Source organism: Janthinobacterium lyxosi, from assembly GCF_051380665.1.
Lineage (GTDB): Bacteria > Pseudomonadota > Gammaproteobacteria > Burkholderiales > Burkholderiaceae_D > Janthinobacterium.
Genome location: NZ_JBNYXM010000009.1, coordinates 1 through 20,285, shown reverse-complemented (window position 1 = coordinate 20,285; position 20,285 = coordinate 1). Strand labels below are relative to the sequence as shown.

At 62.2% G+C, this 20,285-nt stretch carries 20 protein-coding genes; 9 read left to right on the top strand and 11 right to left on the bottom strand.

Translation table 11 applies throughout. The features are described from left to right. Positions 1-64: 64 nt before the first annotated feature. Positions 65-1,681, bottom strand: coding sequence for a GMC family oxidoreductase (locus ACQ4WP_RS11235; RefSeq protein WP_436520573.1), 1,617 nt, complete (start codon positions 1,679-1,681; stop codon positions 65-67). Between the two features lie 163 nt (positions 1,682-1,844). On the opposite strand from ACQ4WP_RS11235, the gene ACQ4WP_RS11230 reads away from it, so the two are divergent. After that, positions 1,845-2,693, top strand: coding sequence for an IclR family transcriptional regulator (locus tag ACQ4WP_RS11230; RefSeq protein WP_436520571.1), 849 nt, complete (start codon positions 1,845-1,847; stop codon positions 2,691-2,693). Here the strand turns inward: ACQ4WP_RS11230 and ACQ4WP_RS11225 are convergent. The 5 genes from ACQ4WP_RS11225 to ACQ4WP_RS11205 form a co-directional block, all read right to left on the bottom strand. Next, positions 2,690-3,916 (bottom strand): 6-phosphofructokinase, encoded by a 1,227-nt coding sequence (locus ACQ4WP_RS11225; protein WP_436520569.1) that lies wholly within the window; start codon positions 3,914-3,916, stop codon positions 2,690-2,692. The genes ACQ4WP_RS11230 and ACQ4WP_RS11225 overlap by 4 nt on opposite strands. Positions 3,917-4,033: 117 nt before the next feature. Next, positions 4,034-6,082, bottom strand: a complete 2,049-nt coding sequence (locus tag ACQ4WP_RS11220; protein ID WP_436520567.1) for a sodium:solute symporter family protein — start codon at positions 6,080-6,082, stop codon at positions 4,034-4,036. Then, positions 6,079-6,393, bottom strand: coding sequence for a DUF4212 domain-containing protein (locus ACQ4WP_RS11215; protein ID WP_436520565.1), 315 nt, complete (start codon positions 6,391-6,393; stop codon positions 6,079-6,081). The genes ACQ4WP_RS11220 and ACQ4WP_RS11215 overlap by 4 nt, the downstream gene beginning before the upstream one ends. Continuing rightward, positions 6,386-7,924, bottom strand: coding sequence for a sensor histidine kinase (locus ACQ4WP_RS11210; RefSeq protein WP_436520563.1), 1,539 nt, complete (start codon positions 7,922-7,924; stop codon positions 6,386-6,388). Before ACQ4WP_RS11210 ends, ACQ4WP_RS11215 begins: the two co-directional genes overlap by 8 nt. Further along, on the bottom strand, positions 7,921-8,655 hold the full coding sequence (locus ACQ4WP_RS11205) for a response regulator (protein ID WP_436520561.1): 735 nt from the start codon (positions 8,653-8,655) through the stop codon (positions 7,921-7,923). The genes ACQ4WP_RS11210 and ACQ4WP_RS11205 overlap by 4 nt, the downstream gene beginning before the upstream one ends. A gap of 249 nt (positions 8,656-8,904) precedes the next feature. Between ACQ4WP_RS11205 and recA the strand changes: the two genes are divergently transcribed. From recA to ACQ4WP_RS11175, 6 genes are all read left to right on the top strand, one after another. Beyond that, positions 8,905-10,011 carry a recombinase RecA gene (recA, locus tag ACQ4WP_RS11200; protein WP_436520559.1) on the top strand — a complete coding sequence of 369 codons (1,107 nt, stop codon included), beginning with the start codon at positions 8,905-8,907 and terminating at the stop codon, positions 10,009-10,011. Between the two features lie 227 nt (positions 10,012-10,238). Next, positions 10,239-10,694: a recombination regulator RecX gene (gene recX / locus ACQ4WP_RS11195; RefSeq protein ID WP_436520946.1), complete on the top strand. Its 456-nt coding sequence runs from the start codon at positions 10,239-10,241 to the stop codon at positions 10,692-10,694. A gap of 522 nt (positions 10,695-11,216) precedes the next feature. Further along, entirely contained in the window at positions 11,217-11,777 is a 561-nt protein-coding gene (locus tag ACQ4WP_RS11190) for a DUF2889 domain-containing protein (RefSeq protein ID WP_436520557.1), read from the top strand. Between the two features lie 78 nt (positions 11,778-11,855). Further along, a complete protein-coding gene (gene sucC / locus ACQ4WP_RS11185; protein ID WP_436520555.1) occupies positions 11,856-13,025 on the top strand; it encodes an ADP-forming succinate--CoA ligase subunit beta in 1,170 nt (389 codons plus the stop codon). 13 nt (positions 13,026-13,038) lie between these two features. Beyond that, positions 13,039-13,920 carry a succinate--CoA ligase subunit alpha gene (gene sucD, locus ACQ4WP_RS11180; RefSeq protein ID WP_436520553.1) on the top strand — a complete coding sequence of 294 codons (882 nt, stop codon included), beginning with the start codon at positions 13,039-13,041 and terminating at the stop codon, positions 13,918-13,920. Positions 13,921-14,132: 212 nt separating this feature from the next. Next, positions 14,133-14,597, top strand: a complete 465-nt coding sequence (locus ACQ4WP_RS11175) for a pilin (protein ID WP_436520551.1) — start codon at positions 14,133-14,135, stop codon at positions 14,595-14,597. A 21-nt stretch (positions 14,598-14,618) separates the two neighbouring features. Here the strand turns inward: ACQ4WP_RS11175 and ACQ4WP_RS11170 are convergent, their stop codons facing one another. After that, on the bottom strand, positions 14,619-15,341 hold the full coding sequence (locus ACQ4WP_RS11170) for a flagellar brake protein (RefSeq protein WP_436520549.1): 723 nt from the start codon (positions 15,339-15,341) through the stop codon (positions 14,619-14,621). Positions 15,342-15,504: 163 nt separating this feature from the next. Here ACQ4WP_RS11170 and ACQ4WP_RS11165 point away from each other — a divergent pair, with 163 nt between their 5' ends. Beyond that, entirely contained in the window at positions 15,505-15,885 is a 381-nt protein-coding gene (locus ACQ4WP_RS11165; RefSeq protein WP_436520547.1) for a DUF6713 family protein, read from the top strand. Here the strand turns inward: ACQ4WP_RS11165 and moaC are convergent, their stop codons facing one another. Beyond that, positions 15,886-16,392: a cyclic pyranopterin monophosphate synthase MoaC gene (gene moaC / locus ACQ4WP_RS11160; RefSeq protein ID WP_436520944.1), complete on the bottom strand. Its 507-nt coding sequence runs from the start codon at positions 16,390-16,392 to the stop codon at positions 15,886-15,888. A 196-nt stretch (positions 16,393-16,588) separates the two neighbouring features. Here moaC and ACQ4WP_RS11155 point away from each other — a divergent pair, with 196 nt between their 5' ends. Further along, positions 16,589-18,115, top strand: a complete 1,527-nt coding sequence (locus ACQ4WP_RS11155; protein ID WP_436520545.1) for a beta-barrel assembly-enhancing protease — start codon at positions 16,589-16,591, stop codon at positions 18,113-18,115. Between the two features lie 3 nt (positions 18,116-18,118). Here ACQ4WP_RS11155 and ACQ4WP_RS11150 read toward each other — a convergent pair whose 3' ends face one another. The 3 genes from ACQ4WP_RS11150 to ACQ4WP_RS11140 are packed head-to-tail and all read right to left on the bottom strand — an operon-like array spanning position 18,119 to position 20,164. Continuing rightward, positions 18,119-18,709, bottom strand: a complete 591-nt coding sequence (locus ACQ4WP_RS11150; RefSeq protein ID WP_436520543.1) for a DUF2946 family protein — start codon at positions 18,707-18,709, stop codon at positions 18,119-18,121. Next, entirely contained in the window at positions 18,702-19,739 is a 1,038-nt protein-coding gene (locus ACQ4WP_RS11145) for a YheT family hydrolase (RefSeq protein ID WP_436520541.1), read from the bottom strand. Before ACQ4WP_RS11145 ends, ACQ4WP_RS11150 begins: the two co-directional genes overlap by 8 nt. Next, positions 19,739-20,164: a YybH family protein gene (locus ACQ4WP_RS11140; RefSeq protein WP_436520539.1), complete on the bottom strand. Its 426-nt coding sequence runs from the start codon at positions 20,162-20,164 to the stop codon at positions 19,739-19,741. Before ACQ4WP_RS11140 ends, ACQ4WP_RS11145 begins: the two co-directional genes overlap by 1 nt. Positions 20,165-20,285: the final 121 nt, after the last annotated feature.

Sequence of the window (20,285 nt, the reverse complement as noted above, 5' to 3'; positions counted from 1 at the left end):
TGGGAGCGGGGCCGTCTGCCCGCCGCTGGCATCCTCCTTGCAGGGATTAGAGTGAAAAGTCGTGTCAGGCGGCTTGCGGCAGGCGCACGGCATCCGCCAGAATCATGTCGGCCGCTTTTTCGGCGATCATGATGGTGGGTGCGTTGGTATTGCCCGAGACGATTTCCGGCATGATCGACGCGTCGACCACGCGCAGGTTCTGCAAGCCGTGCACGCGCAGCCGGTCATCGACGACGGCCATGGCGTCATGCCCCATCTTGCAGGTGCCGCTGGGGTGGTAGATGGACTGGCTGAAGCGGCGCGCCGCGTCCAGCAGTTCCGCATCCGTCTGGAACTGGGGGCCGGGCACGAACTCGGAAATGATGTGCGGCGCCAGCGACGGGGCGGCGGCGATCCGGCGCGCCACGCGCAGGGCTGCAATCGCCGTCTGCTGGTCGCGCGGGTCGGACAGGTAGTTCGGGTAGATGCCCGGGTAGACAAGGGGATCGGCGGATTTGATCGACACGTGGCCGCGGCTGTGCGGGCGCAGCTGGCACACGGACGAGGTAAAGGCGGAAAACGGATGCGCGCCTTCGCCCGGTTTGTCGGCGCTCAGTGGCTGCATGTGGAACTGGATGTCGGGCCGCGCCACCTCGGGCGAGGATTTGGTAAACACCGTCACCTGGCTGGCCGCCAACGTCAAAGGCCCCGAGCGGGAAAACACATATTGCATGCCCACCCACAGTTTGCCCCACAGGCTGTTGACTTCATCGTTCAGGGTTTTCAGGCGCGTCTTGAAGACCAGGCGGATTTGCAAATGGTCTTGCAGGTTCTGCCCCACGCCGGGCAAGTCGTGCACGAGAGGCACGCCGACTTCCCCGAGCAGCGCGCGCGGACCTACGCCCGAGCATTGCAGGATGTGCGGCGAGCCGATGGCGCCCGCGCATAAAATTACTTCGCCGCTGGCGCGCGCCTGGCGCAGCTGGCCATCCTGCCGGTACTCGATGCCGACGGCGCGCTTGCCCTCGAACAGTACGCGCGTGATTTGCGCGCGCACTTCCACGCGCAGGTTGGCGCGCTTGCGGGCCGGCCGCAAAAAGGCTTTCGCCGTGCTCCAGCGCAAGCCTTTGCTGGCCGTCTGCTGGAAGTAGCCGACGCCCTCCTGCGTGGCGCCGTTGTAGTCTGCATTGAAAGGGATGCCGCTTTCCGTGGCGCCGGCAATAAAATGTTCGGCGATGGGACGGCGCAGGCGCAGGTCCGACACCTTTAATGGTCCGCCCACGCCGTGGTAGTCGCTGGCACCGCGTTCCTGGTCTTCCGATTTCTTGAAATAGGGCAGCACCTCGGCATAGCTCCAGCCTGCGTTGCCCAGTTCGGCCCAGCGGTCGTAGTCCTCTTTCTGGCCGCGCACATACAGCAAGCCGTTGAGCGAGCTGGAGCCGCCCAGCACCTTGCCGCGCGGCCATTGCAGCTGGCGCCCGGCAATGCCGGCGTCCGCTTCCGTGCGGTAGCACCAGTCCAGCTTGGGATCGTGCATGGTCTTGAAATAGCCGACCGGCACATGTATCCATGGATTGTTGTCCTTGCCGCCCGCTTCCAGCAACAATACTTGTTTGTTGCTGTCGTGCGACAGGCGGTTGGCCAGCACGCAGCCGGCCGAACCGGCGCCGACGACGATGTAATCGTAGTGTGTTTGCAACATTGCCCTTGTCTCCTGCGTTGCGGTATCGAGCCGCCTCGGCGGGCGTTTTTTGCGATACACTGGTCTTTATTGATTATTTGTGGAACGTCTTGTTCCATTTATAAAAGACGTGCAGCCCCGGGACAAGCGGAAACATCCGCATACGCGAGAGGTGAAACAGAACATGCATGATGCGTTTCAAAAACGGCAGGCCGGGGCCGAAGAAGACAGCTCGGCGGGTAGCGCGGTGGCTGTCAATGCGGCGGCCAGCCATGGCGACGAGGCGCGGGGCTTGCGCGTGCTGCGCCTGATCGAGCACCTGGCCAGCGCCAGCCAGCCATTGACCTTGTCGCAGCTGGCTGCGCGCATGCAGGTGCCCAAGGCCAGCATGATGCGCTTGCTCGATACGCTGGAGCAACATGGTTACGTGCTGCGCACGCCCGTTGGACGCGGCTACGTGCCCGGTGCGGCATCCACCAACCTGGCCTTGGCCACCTTGCGCAACAATGCCCTGATCCGCGTGAGCCGCAGCATCCTGGGCAGCCTGGTGGCGGTCACGGGCGAGACCTGCAATCTGGCCATTCCCGAAGGCAATGCCATCGTGTACGTGGACCGGGTGGAAACGCAGGAACCGCTGCGCCTGCACCTGGTGCTGGGTACGCGCGCGCCCATGCATTGCACGGCCAGCGGCAAGCTGTTTTTGGCGCACATGAATTTGCTGGAGCGGCGCGCATTGCTGGCCATGCTGAGCCTGGAGGCGCGCACGCCGAAAAGCATCACCGATCCCGTGATGCTCGAGCGCGAGATCGTGCGCATCGCCCGCCTGGGCATTGGTATCGATGACGAGGAATTCGTGCACGGCATGGTGGCCGTGGCCGTGCCCATCTGCGCGGCCGACGGACGGATCGTGGCGGCCGTCGCCTGCCACGCGCCCGTGGCGCGCAAATCCGTGGAGCAGCTGATGGAGCACGTGCCGCAGTTGAAAGAAGCGGCCGTCAAATTGCGGCCGCTGTTGCTGGCGGAGTCCAGCTAGGGTTTCAGCACCTTCGCCACTTTGGCGGCCCGCAGGCGGAAGGCGTCCGGCATGCCTGAACCCAGCAGCGGGCGCAGATACAGCCGGAAGGCGTCCGTCACGTCCGTGCCGCTGGCGCTGATGAATTCGTCTTCCATGGTGCGCGTCTTGCCCGCCACGTCCGTCAAGGGCAGCAGCTCGTAGTCGACGGAATAAAAGCCCGTGCGCTTGATGGCGACAGAGCCATCGCGGTCGCCCCACATGGCGAACTGCACCGCCTTCTCACCCACTTCTCGGGCTTCTCGTTGATCGACATCAGAGACGCAGCCGATGAAGGAGCGCTGCAAATAGCCGAAGGTATCGCCGCGCACGCGCTTGATGCCGAGTTTTTCCTTGATTTCGTCGCACAGCAGGTCGGCCAGCGCGCCCGTGCCCGACAATTGCACATTGCCATGTGCATCGCGTTCCACCTCATCGCCCACCTGTTTGGCCAGCAGGCTGGCAATCGGTTCGCCCGAGGCATCGTGGATGCCTTCCGAGACGGCGATCACGCAGCGGCCGTATTTTTCATACGTGGCCTTCACGTCAGCGAGGAATTTTTCCAGCACGAAGACGCGTTCGGGCAGGTAGATCAGGTGCGGGCCATCGTCGGGGAACTTCTTGCCCAGCGCCGAGGCAGCCGTCAAGAAGCCCGCATGGCGGCCCATCACCACGCCCACGTAGACGCCGGGCAAGGCCGCGTTGTCAAGGTTGGCGCCGGCGAACGCCTGCGCGACGAAACGCGCGGCCGAGGGAAAGCCCGGTGTGTGGTCGCTGCCGACCAGGTCGTTGTCGATGGTTTTCGGGATGTGGATGCAGCGCAGCGGATAGCCGGCCTTGTGCGCTTCTTCGCTGACGATGCGCACGGTGTCGGACGAGTCATTGCCGCCGATGTAAAAGAAATGTTCGATCTCGTGCGCGCGCAGCACTTCGAAGATTTGCTGGCAGTAGGCAATATCGGGCTTGTCGCGCGTGGAGCCGAGGGCCGACGAGGGCGTGGCGGCCACCAGTTCCAGGTTGTGGCTGGTTTCCTGCGTCAGATCGACGAATTCTTCATTGATAATGCCGCGCACGCCGTGCAGCGCGCCATACACGCGCGTGACATGTTGAAAACGCCGCGATTCGAGCACCACGCCCACCAGCGACTGGTTGATGACGGCGGTGGGGCCGCCTCCCTGGGCAACAAGAATTTTTCCAGACGGCATGGGATTTCCTCGTAAATGGAGCGGCCCTCCAGCCTACTCCTTTTTTGCCGGGGCGCTGTCTTTTCCGATATGCCTGTCGAGGAATTTTTCCACGTTATCCCAGGCCTGGATGCGCGCTTATTCCGGCGCCCGGATATGCTCCACCAGCCCCGTGCTGCGCCGTCCCGGCGCCGGCGTCAGCCAGCTGACCAGGATGGCGGCGGCCAGGCCGGCCGGCACGCCGAAGATGCCGGCGGAGATGGGCGCGATATGCAACCATTGACCGCTGGCGTTGCCGCCCAGCATGGTGCTGGTGTGCAACATGTAATACAGACACACGCCAAAGCCGGCCAGCATGCCGGCCAGCGCGCCCTGGTAGTTGGCGCGTTTCCAGAACACGCCCAGCACCAGCGGCGGGAACAGGGTCGAGGCAGCCAGGGAAAAAGCCACGCCCACCAGCGACAGGATATCGGCCGGCTTTTGCGAGGCCGCATAGGCGGCGATGAAGGCCACGGCCAGCAGCAGCAATTTTGAAATCGTCACGCGCTTTTGCGTCGAGGCGTTGGGATCGACCACCTTATAATAGATGTCGTGTGACAGGGCGTTGGAAATGGCCAGCAGCAAGCCGTCCGCCGTCGACAGCGCGGCAGCCAGGCCGCCGGCCGCCACCAGTCCGGAAATCACATAAGGCAGGCCGGCGATCTCGGGCGTGGCGAGCACCAGCACGTCGGCGTCGATGGAAATTTCCGCCAGTTGCACGATGCCGTCGCGGTTGACGTCGACGATGCTGATCAGGGGGCTGAGCTTGTCCACATTCGCCCAGTACGACACCCAGGTGGGCAGGTTCGTGTATTGCGTGCCTACCAGTGCCGAGTAAATATCGTACTTGACCAGCACGGCCAGCGCGGGAATCGTGAGGTAGATCAACAAGATGAAAAACAGGGTCCAGAAGACGGACACGCGCGTTTCGTGCACGGAGGGCGTGGTGTAGGAGCGCATCAGGATATGCGGCAGGGCGGCCGTGCCCAGCATCATGCAAAATACGAGGGCCAGGAAATTGTTGCGCTTGATGTCGGACTGCTCGCGGTCCGCGGCGGGAAACGGCTGCGCGTGCGGAATGATCGGTTCGGCGCGTTTCTGATTCTGCACCTGCGCCGCCTGCCACAGCACGCGTGCCTCGTCCGGGCTTTTCGGATAGGCAATCAGGTAGCGCTCCGCGTTACGGATATCGAATAGCGAAGTATTGCGCTGGCGCAAACTATCGAGCTGGCGCTGGGCCGCCAGGCGGCCTTGCTCCCAGGAACCGGGCAAGCCGGCGATGCGCGCCTGGTAGCTGTGCGCGCGCTGGCGGAAGATGGCGCGCACTTCGTTTTCTTTCGGGTCCGTTTCCAGCACGTGTTCGCGCGCGCTCAGTTGCGGCAACACCTTGCCGTAGGCGATCTGCGGCACGGGATTGTCCGCATGCTTGACTGACAGCCACATGGCGGGAATCAGAAAGGCGACCAGGATGATGATGTACTGCGCCACCTGCGTCCAGGTGATGGCGCGCATGCCGCCCAAGAAGGAGCAGACCAGGATGCTGGCCAGGCCCAGGAAGATGCCGACGGAAAAATCCACGCCCGTGAAGCGCGAGGCGATCAGGCCGACGGCGTAGATCTGCGCCACCACATACGTAAACGACACGATGATGGTGGCGGCCACGGCCACCACGCGCACGCTGGCGCCGCGCTTGTCGGTGCCGCTGCCGTAGCGGGCGGCGAGGAAATCGGGAATCGTGTACTGGCTGAACTTGCGCAGGTAGGGGGCGATCAATAGCGCCACCAGGCAATAGCCGCCCGTCCAGCCCATGATGAAGGCCAGGCCGTCAAAACCGTTCAGGTACAGGCCCCCGGCCAGGCTGATGAAGCTGGCGGCCGAAATCCAGTCGGCGGCCGTGGCCATGCCGTTGAACATGGCCGGCACCCGGCGCCCTGCCACATAGTATTCGGTGACATTCGAGGTGCGGCTGATGACGCCGATGGTGGCGTACAGGGTGATGGTGACCAGCATGAACAGGTAGCCGATCCACGCGCGCGGCATGCCTTCCTGTTCCAGCACCGCCAGCGCCAGCAGGAAGGCGGCAAAGCCGGCGGTAAACAGCAGGTAGTAGCTGCACAGGCGCGCAAAGAAGCTGCGCTGGCCGCTCATGCCTGCTCCCCGGCATGAAAAGCCCGGTCCAGGCGCCGCATGCGCCAGGCATAGAAGGCAATGATGGCCAGGTACACCAGCGAGGCGCCCTGGGCCGCCATATAAAAGGGTAGCGGCCAGCCGAACAGATTCAGATGCAACAGTTCGCGCGCATAAAACACGGTCAGAAAGCCCGTCAGCAGCCAGACCAGCAGCAGGATGGCCGTCAGGCGCCGCGTCTTGTGCCAGTGGACATCGAGGCGCGCCTGCAGCTCGGGGCTGGGCGTACGCGCCGGCCGTGCCGGGGGAACGGTTGGGCTCGGCTTATCCATACGTGATGTGATCCTCTTCTGGCGCGTCCGGCAACAGCAGGGCGATGCTGAGGCGCAGCAGGGTGCCCGGCAGCTTCGGCGAGTGCGCGCGCGGATTGTTAACAATATCGACTTCGGCACCATGCTGCTGGGCAATCTCGCGCACGATGGCCAGGCCCAGTCCGCTGCCATCGACATTGCTGCCGAGAATGCGGTAAAAGCGTTCGAACACGTGCGCCCGCTCGGCCGGCGGTATGCCGGGGCCCGTATCTTCCACTTCCAGGATGGCCAGCTCCAGGGTGCTGCGCACGCGCACCGTGACGCTGCCGCCAGCCGGCGTGTAGCGCAGGGCATTGTCGATCAGATTACTCAGCAGTTCACGCAGCATCATGGCATTGCCGGAAATCATGATCGAATACGCTGGCTGTTCGAAGCCCAGGTCGATATGCTGGGCAAACGAGGCTTGCACCCAGTCCTGCACCACGCCGCGCGCCAGTTCGCTCAGCTCGATCGGTTCGAACGCCGTGCCCGCCTGCGGCTGGTTTTCCGCGCGCGCCAGGGCCAGCAGCTGGTTCACCAGGCGCGTGGCCGCCTCCGAACTTTTCGCCAGTTGCAGCAGCGAGCGGTGAATCTCGTCGTGGTCGGTCTGGCGCAGGGCCAGCTCGGATTGCATGCGCATGCCGGCCAGCGGCGTTTTCATCTGGTGCGCGGCATCGGCGATGAAGCGTTTCTGCATGTCGATCGACAGAGATAGCCGCGCGAGCATCTCGTTGAGCGAACCGACCAGTGGCGTGATTTCCTCGGGCACCTGGCCCGATTCGATGGGGGAGAGGTCGTCGGGCGGCCGCGCGCGTATGCGCTCCTGCAATTGCGCCAGCGGCGACAGGCCGCGCGCCAGGGCAAACCAGACCAGGGCCAGGATCACGGGCAGGATGATGAACTGCGGCAAGATCACGCCCTTGATGATTTCATTGGCCAGCTGGGCGCGCTTTTCCAGCGTCTCGGCCACTTGCACCAGCGTGCGGCGCGGTTCGTCGTCGGTGCTGGACGGCATGTCGAGATAGCTGAACGCGACGCGCACGGGCGTGCCGTGGATGGTGTCGTTGCGAAACAGCACCATGCCGCTGCGGTATTTGTCGGGGTCTTGCGGCGGTGGCAAGTCGCGGTCGCCGTCGAGGTATTCGCCGTGCCCGCCCACCACCAGGTAATACAGGGTGTCGACATCGTCGCCGCGCAGGAAGTCGCGGCCCTTGTTACTGCTGTTCTTGTCCTGCACGCGGCGCAGCATCGCGCCGTCGGCTTGCTTGACCTGTTGCGTCAGCACCGTTACGCTGTCTTCCAGCGCATGGTCGAACGGCTGATTGGCGATGCCCTTGGCCACCAGATAGGTGATGGCGATGCTCATCGGCCACAGCAGCAGCAAGGGCGCCAGCATCCAGTCGAGGATTTCGCCAAACAGCGAATGCTCGATGGTGTCATCCTGCTCCGTGGTGGGCGGCTCGAACCAGTCGTCGTCGTCCGCCTCGTCCGCTGGCGCCTCGCGCGCCTTCACTTGCTGGTGGGTCCGCTGGCCGGGCTCGCCGACTCGCCCGCTTCGGCGTTCAGGCGCGCCGCTTCCGAGTATTTTTCCAGGCAATAGCCGAGGCCGCGCACGGTGGCGATGCGCACGCCGCCCACCTCGATCTTCTTGCGCAAACGGTGCACATACACTTCGATGGCGTTGTTCGACACTTCTTCGCCCCATTCGCACAGGTGGTCGACCAACTGTTCTTTCGAGACGAGACGGCCGGTGCGGCCCAGCAAGATTTCCAGCAAGCCCAGTTCGCGTGCCGACAGGTCGAGCATCTGATCGTTGATGTAGGCGCTGCGCCCCACCTGGTCGTAGCTGAGGGGGCCGTGCTTGATGACGGTGGCGCCGCCGCCGGCGCCGCGGCGCGTCAGGGCGCGCACTCTTGCCTCCAGTTCCGACAGGGCGAACGGCTTGGCCATATAATCATCGGCACCCAGGTCGAGGCCATTCACGCGTTGTTCGATGGAATCGGCGGCCGTCAGGATCAGCACCGGCAGCAGCGAGGCGCGCGCGCGCAGGCGGCGCAGCACCTCCAGGCCGGACATCTTCGGCAGGCCCAGGTCGAGGATCAGCAGGTCGAATTCCTGGGTGGACAGGGCCGTGTCGGCCTCCTGGCCGGTCTGGACGTAGTCGATCGCATAACCGGACTGGCGCAGCGAGCGGGTCAGGCCATCGGCCAGCACGCTGTCATCTTCGGCAAGTAAAATACGCATGGTGCACTTCCTATGCTTGCAACATCAGGACATCTGAAGTCTGTATTGTGTTTCATTTTCCGCAAGGTGGATAGTTTTTGTGAAAAACCAGGGTTGTATTGATCTGTTTCAAAACAAATCCACGTTCCGCTTGCATTGATCACTGTTTTTTTATACAGTACTGTCTGTGTAAAGAATTTAACCCACTGGCGCTATCGCAGGCTGCAGGATTCAAATGGATCTGCAACTGTAGAACGGCTGAAAGAACATATGGACGATAAAAAAGCTGTAGTACCCGCATCGGAAAAAGCCAAGGCGCTCGCCGCCGCACTGGCGCAGATCGAGAAGCAGTTTGGCAAAGGTTCGGTCATGCGCATGGATGCCAGCGCGGTGATCGAAGAAGTGCAAGTCGTGTCGACCGGTTCGCTCGGCCTCGATATCGCGCTGGGCGTGGGCGGCTTGCCACGCGGCCGCGTGGTGGAAATCTACGGTCCGGAATCGTCGGGTAAAACCACCCTGACCCTGCAAACCATTGCTGAAATGCAAAAGCTGGGCGGTACTTGCGCCTTTATCGATGCCGAGCACGCGCTGGACGTCGGTTACGCGCAAAAGCTGGGCGTGAACCTGCACGAATTGCTGATCTCGCAACCGGATACGGGTGAGCAGGCGCTGGAAATCTGCGACGCCCTCGTGCGTTCGGGCAGCGTCGACCTGGTCGTCATCGACTCCGTGGCGGCACTGACGCCACGCGCCGAGATCGAAGGCGACATGGGCGATTCCCTGCCAGGCTTGCAAGCGCGCCTGATGTCGCAAGCCCTGCGCAAGCTGACCGGTTCCATCAACCGCACGAATACCTTGGTCATCTTCATCAACCAGATCCGCATGAAGATCGGCGTGATGTTCGGCAGCCCGGAAACCACCACGGGCGGCAATGCGCTGAAATTCTACGCTTCCGTGCGCCTGGATATCCGCCGCACCGGCTCGATCAAGTCCGGCGATGAAGTGATCGGCAACGAAACCAAAGTCAAGGTCGTCAAGAACAAGATCGCGCCACCATTCAAGGAAGCGCACTTCGACATCCTGTACGGCGCCGGCACCTCGCGCGAAGGCGAAATCCTGGATCTGGGCTCGGATGCCAAGATCGTGGAAAAATCCGGTTCGTGGTACAGCTACAACGGCGAACGCATCGGCCAGGGCAAGGACAACGCCCGCGCCTTCCTGCAAGAGCGTCCGGCGCTGGCCCGCGAAATCGAAAACAAGGTCCGCGCTTCGCTGGGCGTGCGCGAACTGCCGCCGCTGGCTGCTGAAAAGCCGGAAAAAGCGGATAAAGCCGCCGACAAGGCTGCCAAGGCTGTGGAAGCCAAGCTCGCCGAGTAAGCAGGCTAGTCAGCTGTTGCGGCACGGCCAGTTTCGGCTGGCCTTGCCTGTGGCGGGTTGCGGGGCGCTTGCTCCGTGGCTTGCCGCGCAAAAGATCTACAATGAATGCCGCCTCGCGCCCGTGCGCCAGGCGGCATTTGTGCTTTTGACGGTGTTTTTGAGCGGTGTCTGGCCGGCGTTTGACGGTATATCGCTTGTGTTGATGTGATGGACGATAGGGTGGAATGATGGCAGCGGTACAACTAAGCCTGAAGGGCAGGGCGCTACGCTTTCTGTCGATGCGCGAACACAGCCGCATGGAATTGCGGCGCAAGCTGCAGCGGCATGCGCAGGAGGACGATGATGTGGAAGCCTTGCTTGACAGCCTGGAGCAGGCCAACTGGCTGTCGCAGGAGCGTTTTTCCGAATCGCTGATCCATCGCCGCTCGGCCCGTTTCGGCAATAGCCGCATCATGGCGGAATTGCAAAGCCATGGCATCGCCGGCGAGGCGTTGCAGGAAATCAAGGCGGGCCTGGCCGAAGGCGAGACCGCGCGCGCCTGCGAAGTGTGGCGTCGCAAGTTCGGCCAGGTGGCGCAGGATGCCGAACAGCGCAACAAGCAGGTGCGCTTCCTGATGCAGCGCGGCTTTTCGCAGCGCGCTGTGCAGGTGGCCTTGAAAGGCCTGGAGCCCGAGGACGACTAGGCACGCGCCACGCGGCGTCCCGCTGGCCAAAGGTCAGGTCTGCGCGCGGGCCTGCCCGCCGTGGCCCCGCTGTGTTCCTTCTGCAACAGTTGATGGCTGCCCTGTGCCTTGCCGGCAAGCCAGCCTCGCTGCAGATCATTGTTTTACTGGTAAGTTCACTTTCCTTGTCATCCGGCTGTCACTGGATGGCATATTGTTGCACTGCGTGGAGCCGGGCCTGCCCGTGCTGCCGTCTGCCGGGCAGGCGCGGCAAGTTGCGGTATTTCGCGGCGCGCGTCGGCCATATCTATCATCACCATGCGTGATAACAGCATCAATTTCCATGTGTATTCTTTATACTTTGAAATGTTTTTATCAAAGCAATGAAAAATTATGTTGCGGCGCAACCAGCGCCCAATGTGCTACACTTTTAGGGTTTTTGCGGCGCCGCAGGTGCGGTTGCTGTTCGTAGAAGCTGCGAACAGCGTGCTTTAGGCACATGGCTGCTTACTAAATTATGGCCGCGCAAGCGGCATCGGTCTTATGCCCCTGCCAACTCCCGTATCCCGGCGCGCCCTACGGCACTCCCGCGTTATCGACGTCCAAGCGTATATGCGCGACGACGGCCTGTGGGATATTGACGCCCGTATCACCGATATCAAAAGCTATGACGCGATGCTGGCCTCCGGCCCCCGTCCCGCCGGCACTCCCCTGCATGACCTCCACTTACGCATTACCGTCGATCACGAACTGACCATTGTCGAGGCCGAAGCTGCCTCCGATTCCGTACCCTATCCCGGTTTTTGCGATACCATCGGCCCCGCTTACAGGGCGCTGATCGGTCTGAATTTATTGAAGAATTTCCGCCGCGACTTGAAACAGCGCCTGGCGGGAATCGCCGGCTGTACCCATTTGACCGAATTGGCGCAAGTCTTGCCGACTGCGACGGTTCAGGCATTTGCCGGCGATGTCTGGTCGACCCGCGACGGTGAGAATGCTGATTTGTCGCATGAAAAGCCGTTTCAACTCGACAAGTGTCACGCCCTGCGCACCGATGGCGGGGCGGTTGCACAGTATTACCCGCGCTGGGTAGCCAAAGCGTAACCCCGGCGCTCTGTTTTTCCTGTTTTTTTTGCACCACTAACCGTATTTTTACACATCAGTATCAGAAGGGAAGCCAGCATGAAAATCCATGAGTATCAAGCCAAAGAAATCCTCCGGCAGTATGGAGTGACGGTACCACGCGGTATTCCGTGCATGTCCGTCGACGAAGCCGTCAAGGCTGCGGAAACCCTGGGCGGTCCGGTATGGGTCGTCAAGGCGCAGATCCACGCAGGTGGCCGCGGCAAGGGCGGCGGCGTGAAAGTGGCAAAATCGATCGAACAGGTCAAGGAATACGCCGACCAGATCATGGGCATGCAGCTGATCACGCACCAGACCAGCGCCGAAGGCCAAAAAGTCAACCGCCTGCTGGTGGAAGAAGGCGCCGACATCAAACAAGAACTGTACGTTTCGCTGGTCACCGACCGCGTCACCCAGAAAATCGTCCTGATGGCTTCGTCCGAAGGCGGCATGGACATCGAAGAAGTGGCCGAGAGCCACCCAGAGAAGATCCACCACGTCACCATCGATCCAAGCGTTGGCCTGACCGATGCCCAGGCAGACGACATCGCGACCAAAATCGGCGTGCCTGCCGGTTCCATCGCCGACGCCCGCGTCAACCTGCAAGGCCTGTACAAAGCGTACTGGGAAACCGACTGCTCGCTGGCCGAAATCAATCCGCTGATCGTCACCGGCAGCGGCAAAGTCATCGCCCTGGACGCCAAGTTCAACTTCGACCCGAACGCCCTGTTCCGCCATCCGGAAATCGTCGCCCTGCGCGATCTGGACGAAGAAGATCCAGCTGAAATCGAAGCGTCGAAATTCGACCTGGCTTACATTTCGCTCGACGGCAACATCGGTTGCCTGGTGAACGGCGCCGGCCTGGCCATGGCCACCATGGACACCATCAAGCTGTTTGGCGGCGAGCCAGCCAACTTCCTGGACGTTGGCGGCGGCGCTACGGCAGAAAAAGTGACCGAAGCGTTCAAGATCATGCTGAAAAACCCAGGCCTGAAAGCCATCCTGGTGAACATTTTCGGCGGCATCATGCGTTGCGACGTGATCGCCGAAGGCGTCATCGCCGCGGTGAAAGCTGTCTCGCTGAACGTACCGCTGGTCGTGCGCATGAAGGGCACCAACGAAGACCTGGGCAAAAAGATGCTGGCCGATTCCGGTCTGCCTATCATCGCAGCCGACACCATGGAAGATGCAGCCAAGAGCGTCGTTGCCGCCGCTGCCGGTCAAGCTTAATTAAGGAATCAACATGTCCATTCTGATCAATAAAGATACCAAAGTCATAACCCAAGGGATCACCGGCAAGACCGGCCAGTTCCACACCCGCGGTTGCCGCGACTACGCGAACGGCAAAGCTGCCTTCGTGGCAGGCGTGAACCCGAAGAAAGCCGGCGAAGACTTCGAAGGCATTCCCATTTTCGCTAGCGTGACCGAAGCGAAAAAAGAAACCGGCGCCAACGTGTCCGTGATCTACGTGCCGCCAGCAGGCGCGGCAGCGGCGATCTGGGAAGCTGTCGAAGCTGAAATGGATCTGGCCATTTGCATCACCGAAGGCATTCCTGTGCGTGACATGATGGCCTTGAAAGACCGTATGGCCAAGTCGGGCAGCAAAACCTTGCTGCTGGGCCCTAACTGCCCAGGCTTGATCACGCCAGACGAAATCAAGATCGGCATCATGCCAGGTCACATCCATAAAAAAGGCCGTATCGGCGTGGTTTCGCGTTCGGGTACCCTGACCTATGAAGCAGTGGGTCAGCTGACGGCATTGGGCCTGGGCCAATCGTCGGCAGTCGGCATCGGCGGCGACCCGATCAACGGTCTGAAGCACATCGACATCATGAAGATGTTCAATGATGATCCAGATACCGACGCGGTCATCATGATCGGCGAAATCGGCGGTCCGGACGAAGCCAACGCGGCTTATTGGATCAAAGACAACATGAAAAAACCGGTCGTTGGCTTCATCGCTGGCGTCACCGCTCCTCCAGGCAAGCGCATGGGCCACGCCGGCGCGTTGATCTCGGGCGGTGCCGATACGGCACAAGCCAAGCTGGAAATCATGGAAGCTTGCGGCATCACCGTGACCAAAAACCCGTCGGAAATGGCGCGTCTGCTGAAAGCCATGCTGTAATTCCAGCCAGGTTCACGCAGTACCAAAAGGAGCTTCGGCTCCTTTTTGTCGTCCGCAAGACAGGCCGCTTTCCGACCTGGACCGACGGCGCTGGTCCGAACCTGCCCAAATGTGTCATTTTTCTTTCCACGTGTACCGCCGCTGCCCGGGCGCGCCGCTGGCATGGCGCTTGCACCGTGCACGGCACGAGCAATGCACAATGGGAGAATACGATGCGCGCGCAGAGCGGATTTACCCTGATAGAACTGATGATCGTGGTGGCCATCGCCGGCATCCTGGCGGCCGTGGCCATTCCCCAGTATGGCGACTATACGATGCGTGCCAAGGTCAGCAACATGCTGGCGGCGGCCGCACCGCTGAAGACAGCCGTGGCCCTGTGCGTGCAGGAAAACGGGGGCCTGGCGACCGCTTGCAGCACTCCCACCCCGGCCGTGCCCAGCGCCATCCCCATCTTTAGCCCGACGCGCGAAGTGGCCGGCGCCAAGGTCGACAAGGGCAATATCGAGCTGACCCTGGCGGGCGACATGGGCAGCGGCATGGGTGGCCAGACAGTGAGCATGGAGCTGCAGGTCGGCTCCAGCAGCCTGAGCTGGTTTAACAGCACCAGCGTGACGAATGCGGCGGTCAAGGAAGCTATTACCAGGAACAATATTCCCAAGGTGGTGGCGACGCAGTAAGCGGCGCCTGCCGCGTCCGTGTCAGACGATTTTTTGCCGGTCTGCGATCAGCGCTTCATAGGTGAGGTTTTGCAGCAGGGTGTAGTGGGTCGGTTCCAGGTCGATGAATTGCACGCCATACGTATAGATTTCAGCCACCTCGGCGGTATTGCCATTCGACGGCTTGCCCACGCTGACGTTCTGGATGCGCGCGCGCGTATTGACGCGCATCTGATGCTTGTTCGGCTGCACCAGCAGGGTAAAGCTGAGCGCGACGCCCTCGTCGTCCGGCGTGAGCATGCTGGGCGCCTCGATCAGCGCCCCCGAGACGCTGAGGTTGACGATAAACACGGGCACGGCCGCCACGTCGCGGTAGCTCAGCTGCGCCGGAATGTCCACTTTCACGCGCATGGCCGTGCGCAGGCTGGTGCCCTGGATGGCGTCGGGAAAGCTCAGGTGCACATAATTGAGCGGGCGGCCAAAGATGCGCAGCACGCTGCACGCAAACGAACACACGGTGACGCCGGAAAACACGCGGATGGTCAGCTTGTCGCCCTCGTTGAGCACGATGGACGCGCCGTTTTCCATGGGAATCTTGACGATCAGGTACTCGTCTTTTACATAGCCGATCAGGGTCGAGAAATGCTGGATGGGTTTGATGGTGCGGTGCGTGATGAACTGGATGCGTCCGCCCACCTGCAGATTCATCGCCTCGAATTCGAAGTCCTGGAGCTTGCTTTCCGCCGCGGGCTTGTTGCTTGTCATGCGATGCTCATCTTGATATTGTCGATTCGCAGTATGCATGATTTCTTGATGAAAAAGCACTTATATCAATGAAATTCATATTGGTATCGAAAAATACCATGTGCGCGTCCTGGCAGGCGGTTCAGGCTTTACAATTGCGTCAATATTGACGAATGTAAATCTTATGCCGCGCAGCTATTTCTGGACGATGTTGTTGTTGATCCTGCATCAGGTCGATGCGGCGTACTGGCGCGAATGGGAAATGTTCCATGTGCCGGGCGGCATACAGGGTTTCCTGGTATTTAACCTGGCAGCCATTGCCGTGGTACTGGTGGGCTACCGGCACGTGCTGTTGGCCACCCCGCGGGCGGCCCTGTATGCGGGCGTGTGCGCCGCGCTGGGCGTGGGAACGTGTTTGATCCATGCCGGCTTTGCGCTGGCCGGGCTGGAGCAGTTTCACTTGCCCCTGTCGATGGCCATCATCGTGCTGTGCCTGGCCAGTGCCGTCTGGCTGCTGTGCGACTTGCGCCGCGTCCAGGGCCAGTTGGCGCGCCAGGCAGCATAGTTAAACCTGTGCGTGCCAATCGCCCGACTTGCCGCCATGCTTTTCCAGCACGCGCACATTCGTCATGACCATGCCGCGGTCGACGGCCTTGCACATGTCATAAATCGTCAATAAGCCAATCTGCACGGAAGTGAGCGCTTCCATTTCCACGCCCGTCTTGCCGGTGGTGTCGACCTGGGCGCGGCAGTGCACGCTGTTGGCCGCTTCATCCACTTCGAAGTCGACGGTGACGCGGGTGAGGGCCAGCGGGTGGCACAGGGGAATCAGGTCGCTGGTGCGCTTGGCGCCCATGATGGCGGCGATGCGGGCGATGCCCAGCACGTCGCCTTTCTTGGCGTTGCCGGAAATAATCAAGGCCAGGGTGGCGCGCTGCATGCGGATGGTGCCGGCGGCCACGGCGCTGCGGCGCGTGTCTTCCTTGGCACCTACGTCGACCATATGGGCCTGGCCCGTGGCATCAAAATGGGTCAGTTCCCCGGCGAGGGCTTGCTTGTCTGCTGTTGTCATGGCGTCAAAATAGGTGAGGAGTGGGGGCACGGTACGCCAGGCCACGACGCCATGCCACTGGCATGGCGCATGCTTGTTGCGTGGAAATGGGCGCCGCTAACAAGGTATGATAGCACCCGTGAATTCAAAAACTACCCTTCCGATCGTACTTGAAAACGCCGGTGCGGCATGGCTGCGCCGCTCCTGGCGCACATCCATGCTGGCTGCATTGTGGCTGGCGGCGCCGTTTGCGCTGGCGCAAACCTATACGTCCGCGCCGGCGGCGCCGAACCTGCCGAACCTGGGCGATACCTCGCGCGAAGACCTGTCGCCGGCGATGGAGCGCAAGATCGGCGAGGAAATCATGCGCGGCATCCGCGGCGACCGCGATTACCTCGACGACGCGCCCTTGCTGGAATACCTGAATACCTTCGGCAACGCCCTCGTGGCGGCGCGCCCCAGCGTGCGCGGCGAAACGAATTACGACTATTTCTTCTTTGCCGTGCGCGATCCCCAACTGAACGCGTTTGCCTTGCCCGGCGGTTTCATCGGCGTCCACTCGGCCCTGGTGCTGGCGGCGCAAACGGAGGCGGAACTGGCTTCCGTGCTGTCGCACGAGATCGGCCACGTGGCGCAGCGCCATATCGCGCGCATGCTGGGCCAGCAGCGCCAGGATGCCCTGATGCCGCTGGCCGCCATGCTGCTGGCGGCGCTCGCTTCGCGCGCGGGCGGCGACGTGGCCATGGGCGTGTTTGCCGCCGGCCAGGGCCTGGCCATCCAGCGCCAGCTCAATTTCGGCCGCGACGCCGAACGCGAGGCGGACCGCATCGGTTTCCAGATCATGGGCGAGGCCGGTTTCGATACCACCGGCATGGTGGCCTTCTTCGGCCGCATGCAGGCGGCCAGCCGCTCGTACAGCGACCTGATGCCCGCCTATCTGCAGACCCACCCGCTGACGACGGAACGTATCGCCGACATCCAGGCGCGCATCCGCGAGCAGCCCTACAAGCAGCGTCCGGACAGCCTGAGTTTCCACCTGGCCCGGGCCCGCGCCCGCGTGCTGCAGGATGAAAGCGTGCAAGGCCTGTTGAATGCCAAGGCGGTCTTCAAGACGCAGCTGGAACAGCAAAGCCGTTTCCAGGTGGTGGCCGCCCATTACGGCTTGTCCTTTGTCGCCGTCAAGCAGGGCAAGCCAGCGGAAGCGCAGAAGGAACTCGACGCTGCCACTGCCGCCCTGCACCAGCCGGCCGGGCCGAATGTGTTTACCTCGGGTGGCACGCAGGGCCCCAATTCGCTGCTGGCGGCGATGGGGCTGGAAGTGCTGTTGATGCCGGCGCAGAAGAAGGAGGTGGCGCAGCAAGCCCTCAAGGCGGCGGACGCGGCGCGCCAGCAGTTTCCCCTCTCGCGCGGCATTGCCCACCAATATGCGGAAGCGCTGATGGCTGCTGGCAAGCTGGAGCAATCGACCTTGTACTTGCGCGACCAGGTGCAGCTCTACAAGGAAGAGCCGGAACTGTACGATTTATTGGCGAAAGCCTATGCGGACCAGGGCAAGATGACCTTGCAACACATGGCGCTGGCCGAATCCTACGTGCTGCAGGGCGCCACCATGGCCGCACTGGACCAGCTGACGATCGCCCGCAAGTCGACGGACGCGACTTTTTACGACCAGGCCGTGATCGATGCGCGTGAGCGCGAGCTGCAGGAAAAGCGCCGCGAACAGATCAAGGACCAGAAGGGCTAGCGGCTACTCCGCTTGCGGCGCGCGCTGAAAGCCGAAGGTTTGCGGCACGCTGGCATAGGCTAGCGGCTGCACGGCAATTTCCTTGCCGTCATGCAATAACACCAAGTTTCCCTGACTATTTTCCAGCCAGGCCAGCAGGGCCTCGTCGCTGGCCACCATGCCATCAATGCGCAGCGATGGCAGCACGTGCGCCATGTCGCGGTCATCGATCTGCGCCACGATGTCGCCCTGGCGCAGGATCAGCGCACCGTTGTCGCACAGGTAAGCCTGCTCGATTTGCGCCAGCGGCGTACCCGTCTGCAAGACAAAAACGTGCTGCGGATCGTTGCGGGCGATATACGGCGTCGCTTCCAGATTCACATACACGCGCTGCGGGCCATTCTGGAAAAACCAGCAACCGCGTTCGTCCTGACCGTAATTGCGGTTGATAAAGTTCAACAGGGCCACGTGGGCGATCTTGTCGCCGGGCAGTTGTTGCTGTTGCGCATGCTGGTCGCGCATGCGCCAGTGGCCGCGTGCATCGAGGCCCAGCCAGCCGTAGCAGTGGGGCACGTTCGGCCATTTGGCCAGGGCCTGTTTGACGAGTTCATCCATGTGTAGCGTTTTCCGTGTGCGTTTGCGAGCTACCAGCGTGACAGCTTTGCGGGGAAGAGGGCGCCGTGTTGCCGCCTTCAAAAAAGTGGATCAGGCGCTGCGGCAGCCAGCGTGTGCTTCCCGGCAACTTGCCTGCGGCAAAGCCGACGTGGCCGCCGTGGCGCGGATACTCGAGCATGACCTTGGGCGCGGCGCTGCGCGGCAAGAAGCGCCCGGGCAGGAAGGGATCATTTTGCGCATTCAATACCAGGGTCGGAACTGTGATGTCCGAGATGACGTGCTTGGCGCTGGCGCGGTGCCAATAATCGTCGGCGTCGCGGTAGCCGTGCAGGGGTGCCGTGACGACATTGTCGAAGGCGTGCAAGTCGCGCGCGGCCAGCATGGCCTCGCGCGCAAACAGGCCGGGAAACTGTTCCAGCTTGGCCAGGCATTTCGGTTTGAGCGTGTTCAGGAACATGCGCGTGTAGAGCCGGTTGGCGCCGGATGACAGAGCCTTGCCCCCTTGCGCCAGGTCCAGCGGGGCCGATACGGCCGCCGCCGCATCGATGAAATCGGCCTGGTGCTGCGACTGACCCAGCCAGCACAGCAGGGCGTTGCCGCCCAGCGAGACGCCGGCCGCGTAAAATTTACCTGTCGCGCGCGGGCGCAGGCGCTGCACGATCCAGTCCACTTCCTGCGCATCGCCCGAATGGTAAAAACGGGGTGCCAGGTTGGCTTCGCCCGAGCAGCCGCGAAAATGCGGCACGGCGCCCGACCAGCCGCGCGCCGCCACTTCGGCCATCAGGGCGCGCGCGTAGTGGCTGCTGGATGAGCCTTCCAGCCCGTGGAACAGCACCACGAAGGGCTGGCCCGGCTGGCCGTCGACCAGATCGACATCGACGAAGTCGCCATCGGGCGCTTGCCAGCGTTCGCGGCGGAAGGGTACGGCCGGCTTGGCGCGGCACACGGCCGGATAAATCGTCTGCGCGTGGCCGCCAGGCAGCCACAGCGGGGCGGTATAGGGCACGTTGTAAATAAGAGGCAAAGACATCAGTGCAGGATCTGCGTCCCCGTGCTGTCGGCCGGCGCGCCGCCCGGGGCGATGGACGCGTGGTGCAGCACGATGCGCCAGCCGCGCGGCGTTTTCACATACACATTCGTGGCCAGCAGATGTACCGGGCCGCTTTCTTCCTGGGTGACGCCTTCGATCACCGTGTGCACGGAACTCATCAGGTTGTGCGTTTCATGCAGCTGTGCCGGCACGATGTGCAGGCCGCCGCCCGCCAAAATGGCTTCCCACGAGGCGCGGATGGCGGCATGGCCGATCAGGCGTGCGCCGCCCGGGTGGATGCAGACGATCTCTTCATCGTCGGCCCATAGCGCCATCAGCGCTTCAAGGTCGGCGCGGTGCAAGGCATCGTAAAACGCCGCTTCGACTTCGGCGGCGCTGCCATTGAGTTCTTTCAGACGTTTCATGACGACTATATGGACGCCTCCCGTTTGGCAAGGTGATTTTGTGTGTTTCAGACAGGCTAGGCTGCAGTTCTATATCCGGCCTTGTTGCAGTTGTATTGCTCTGCGGGCCCCGATGAAATCG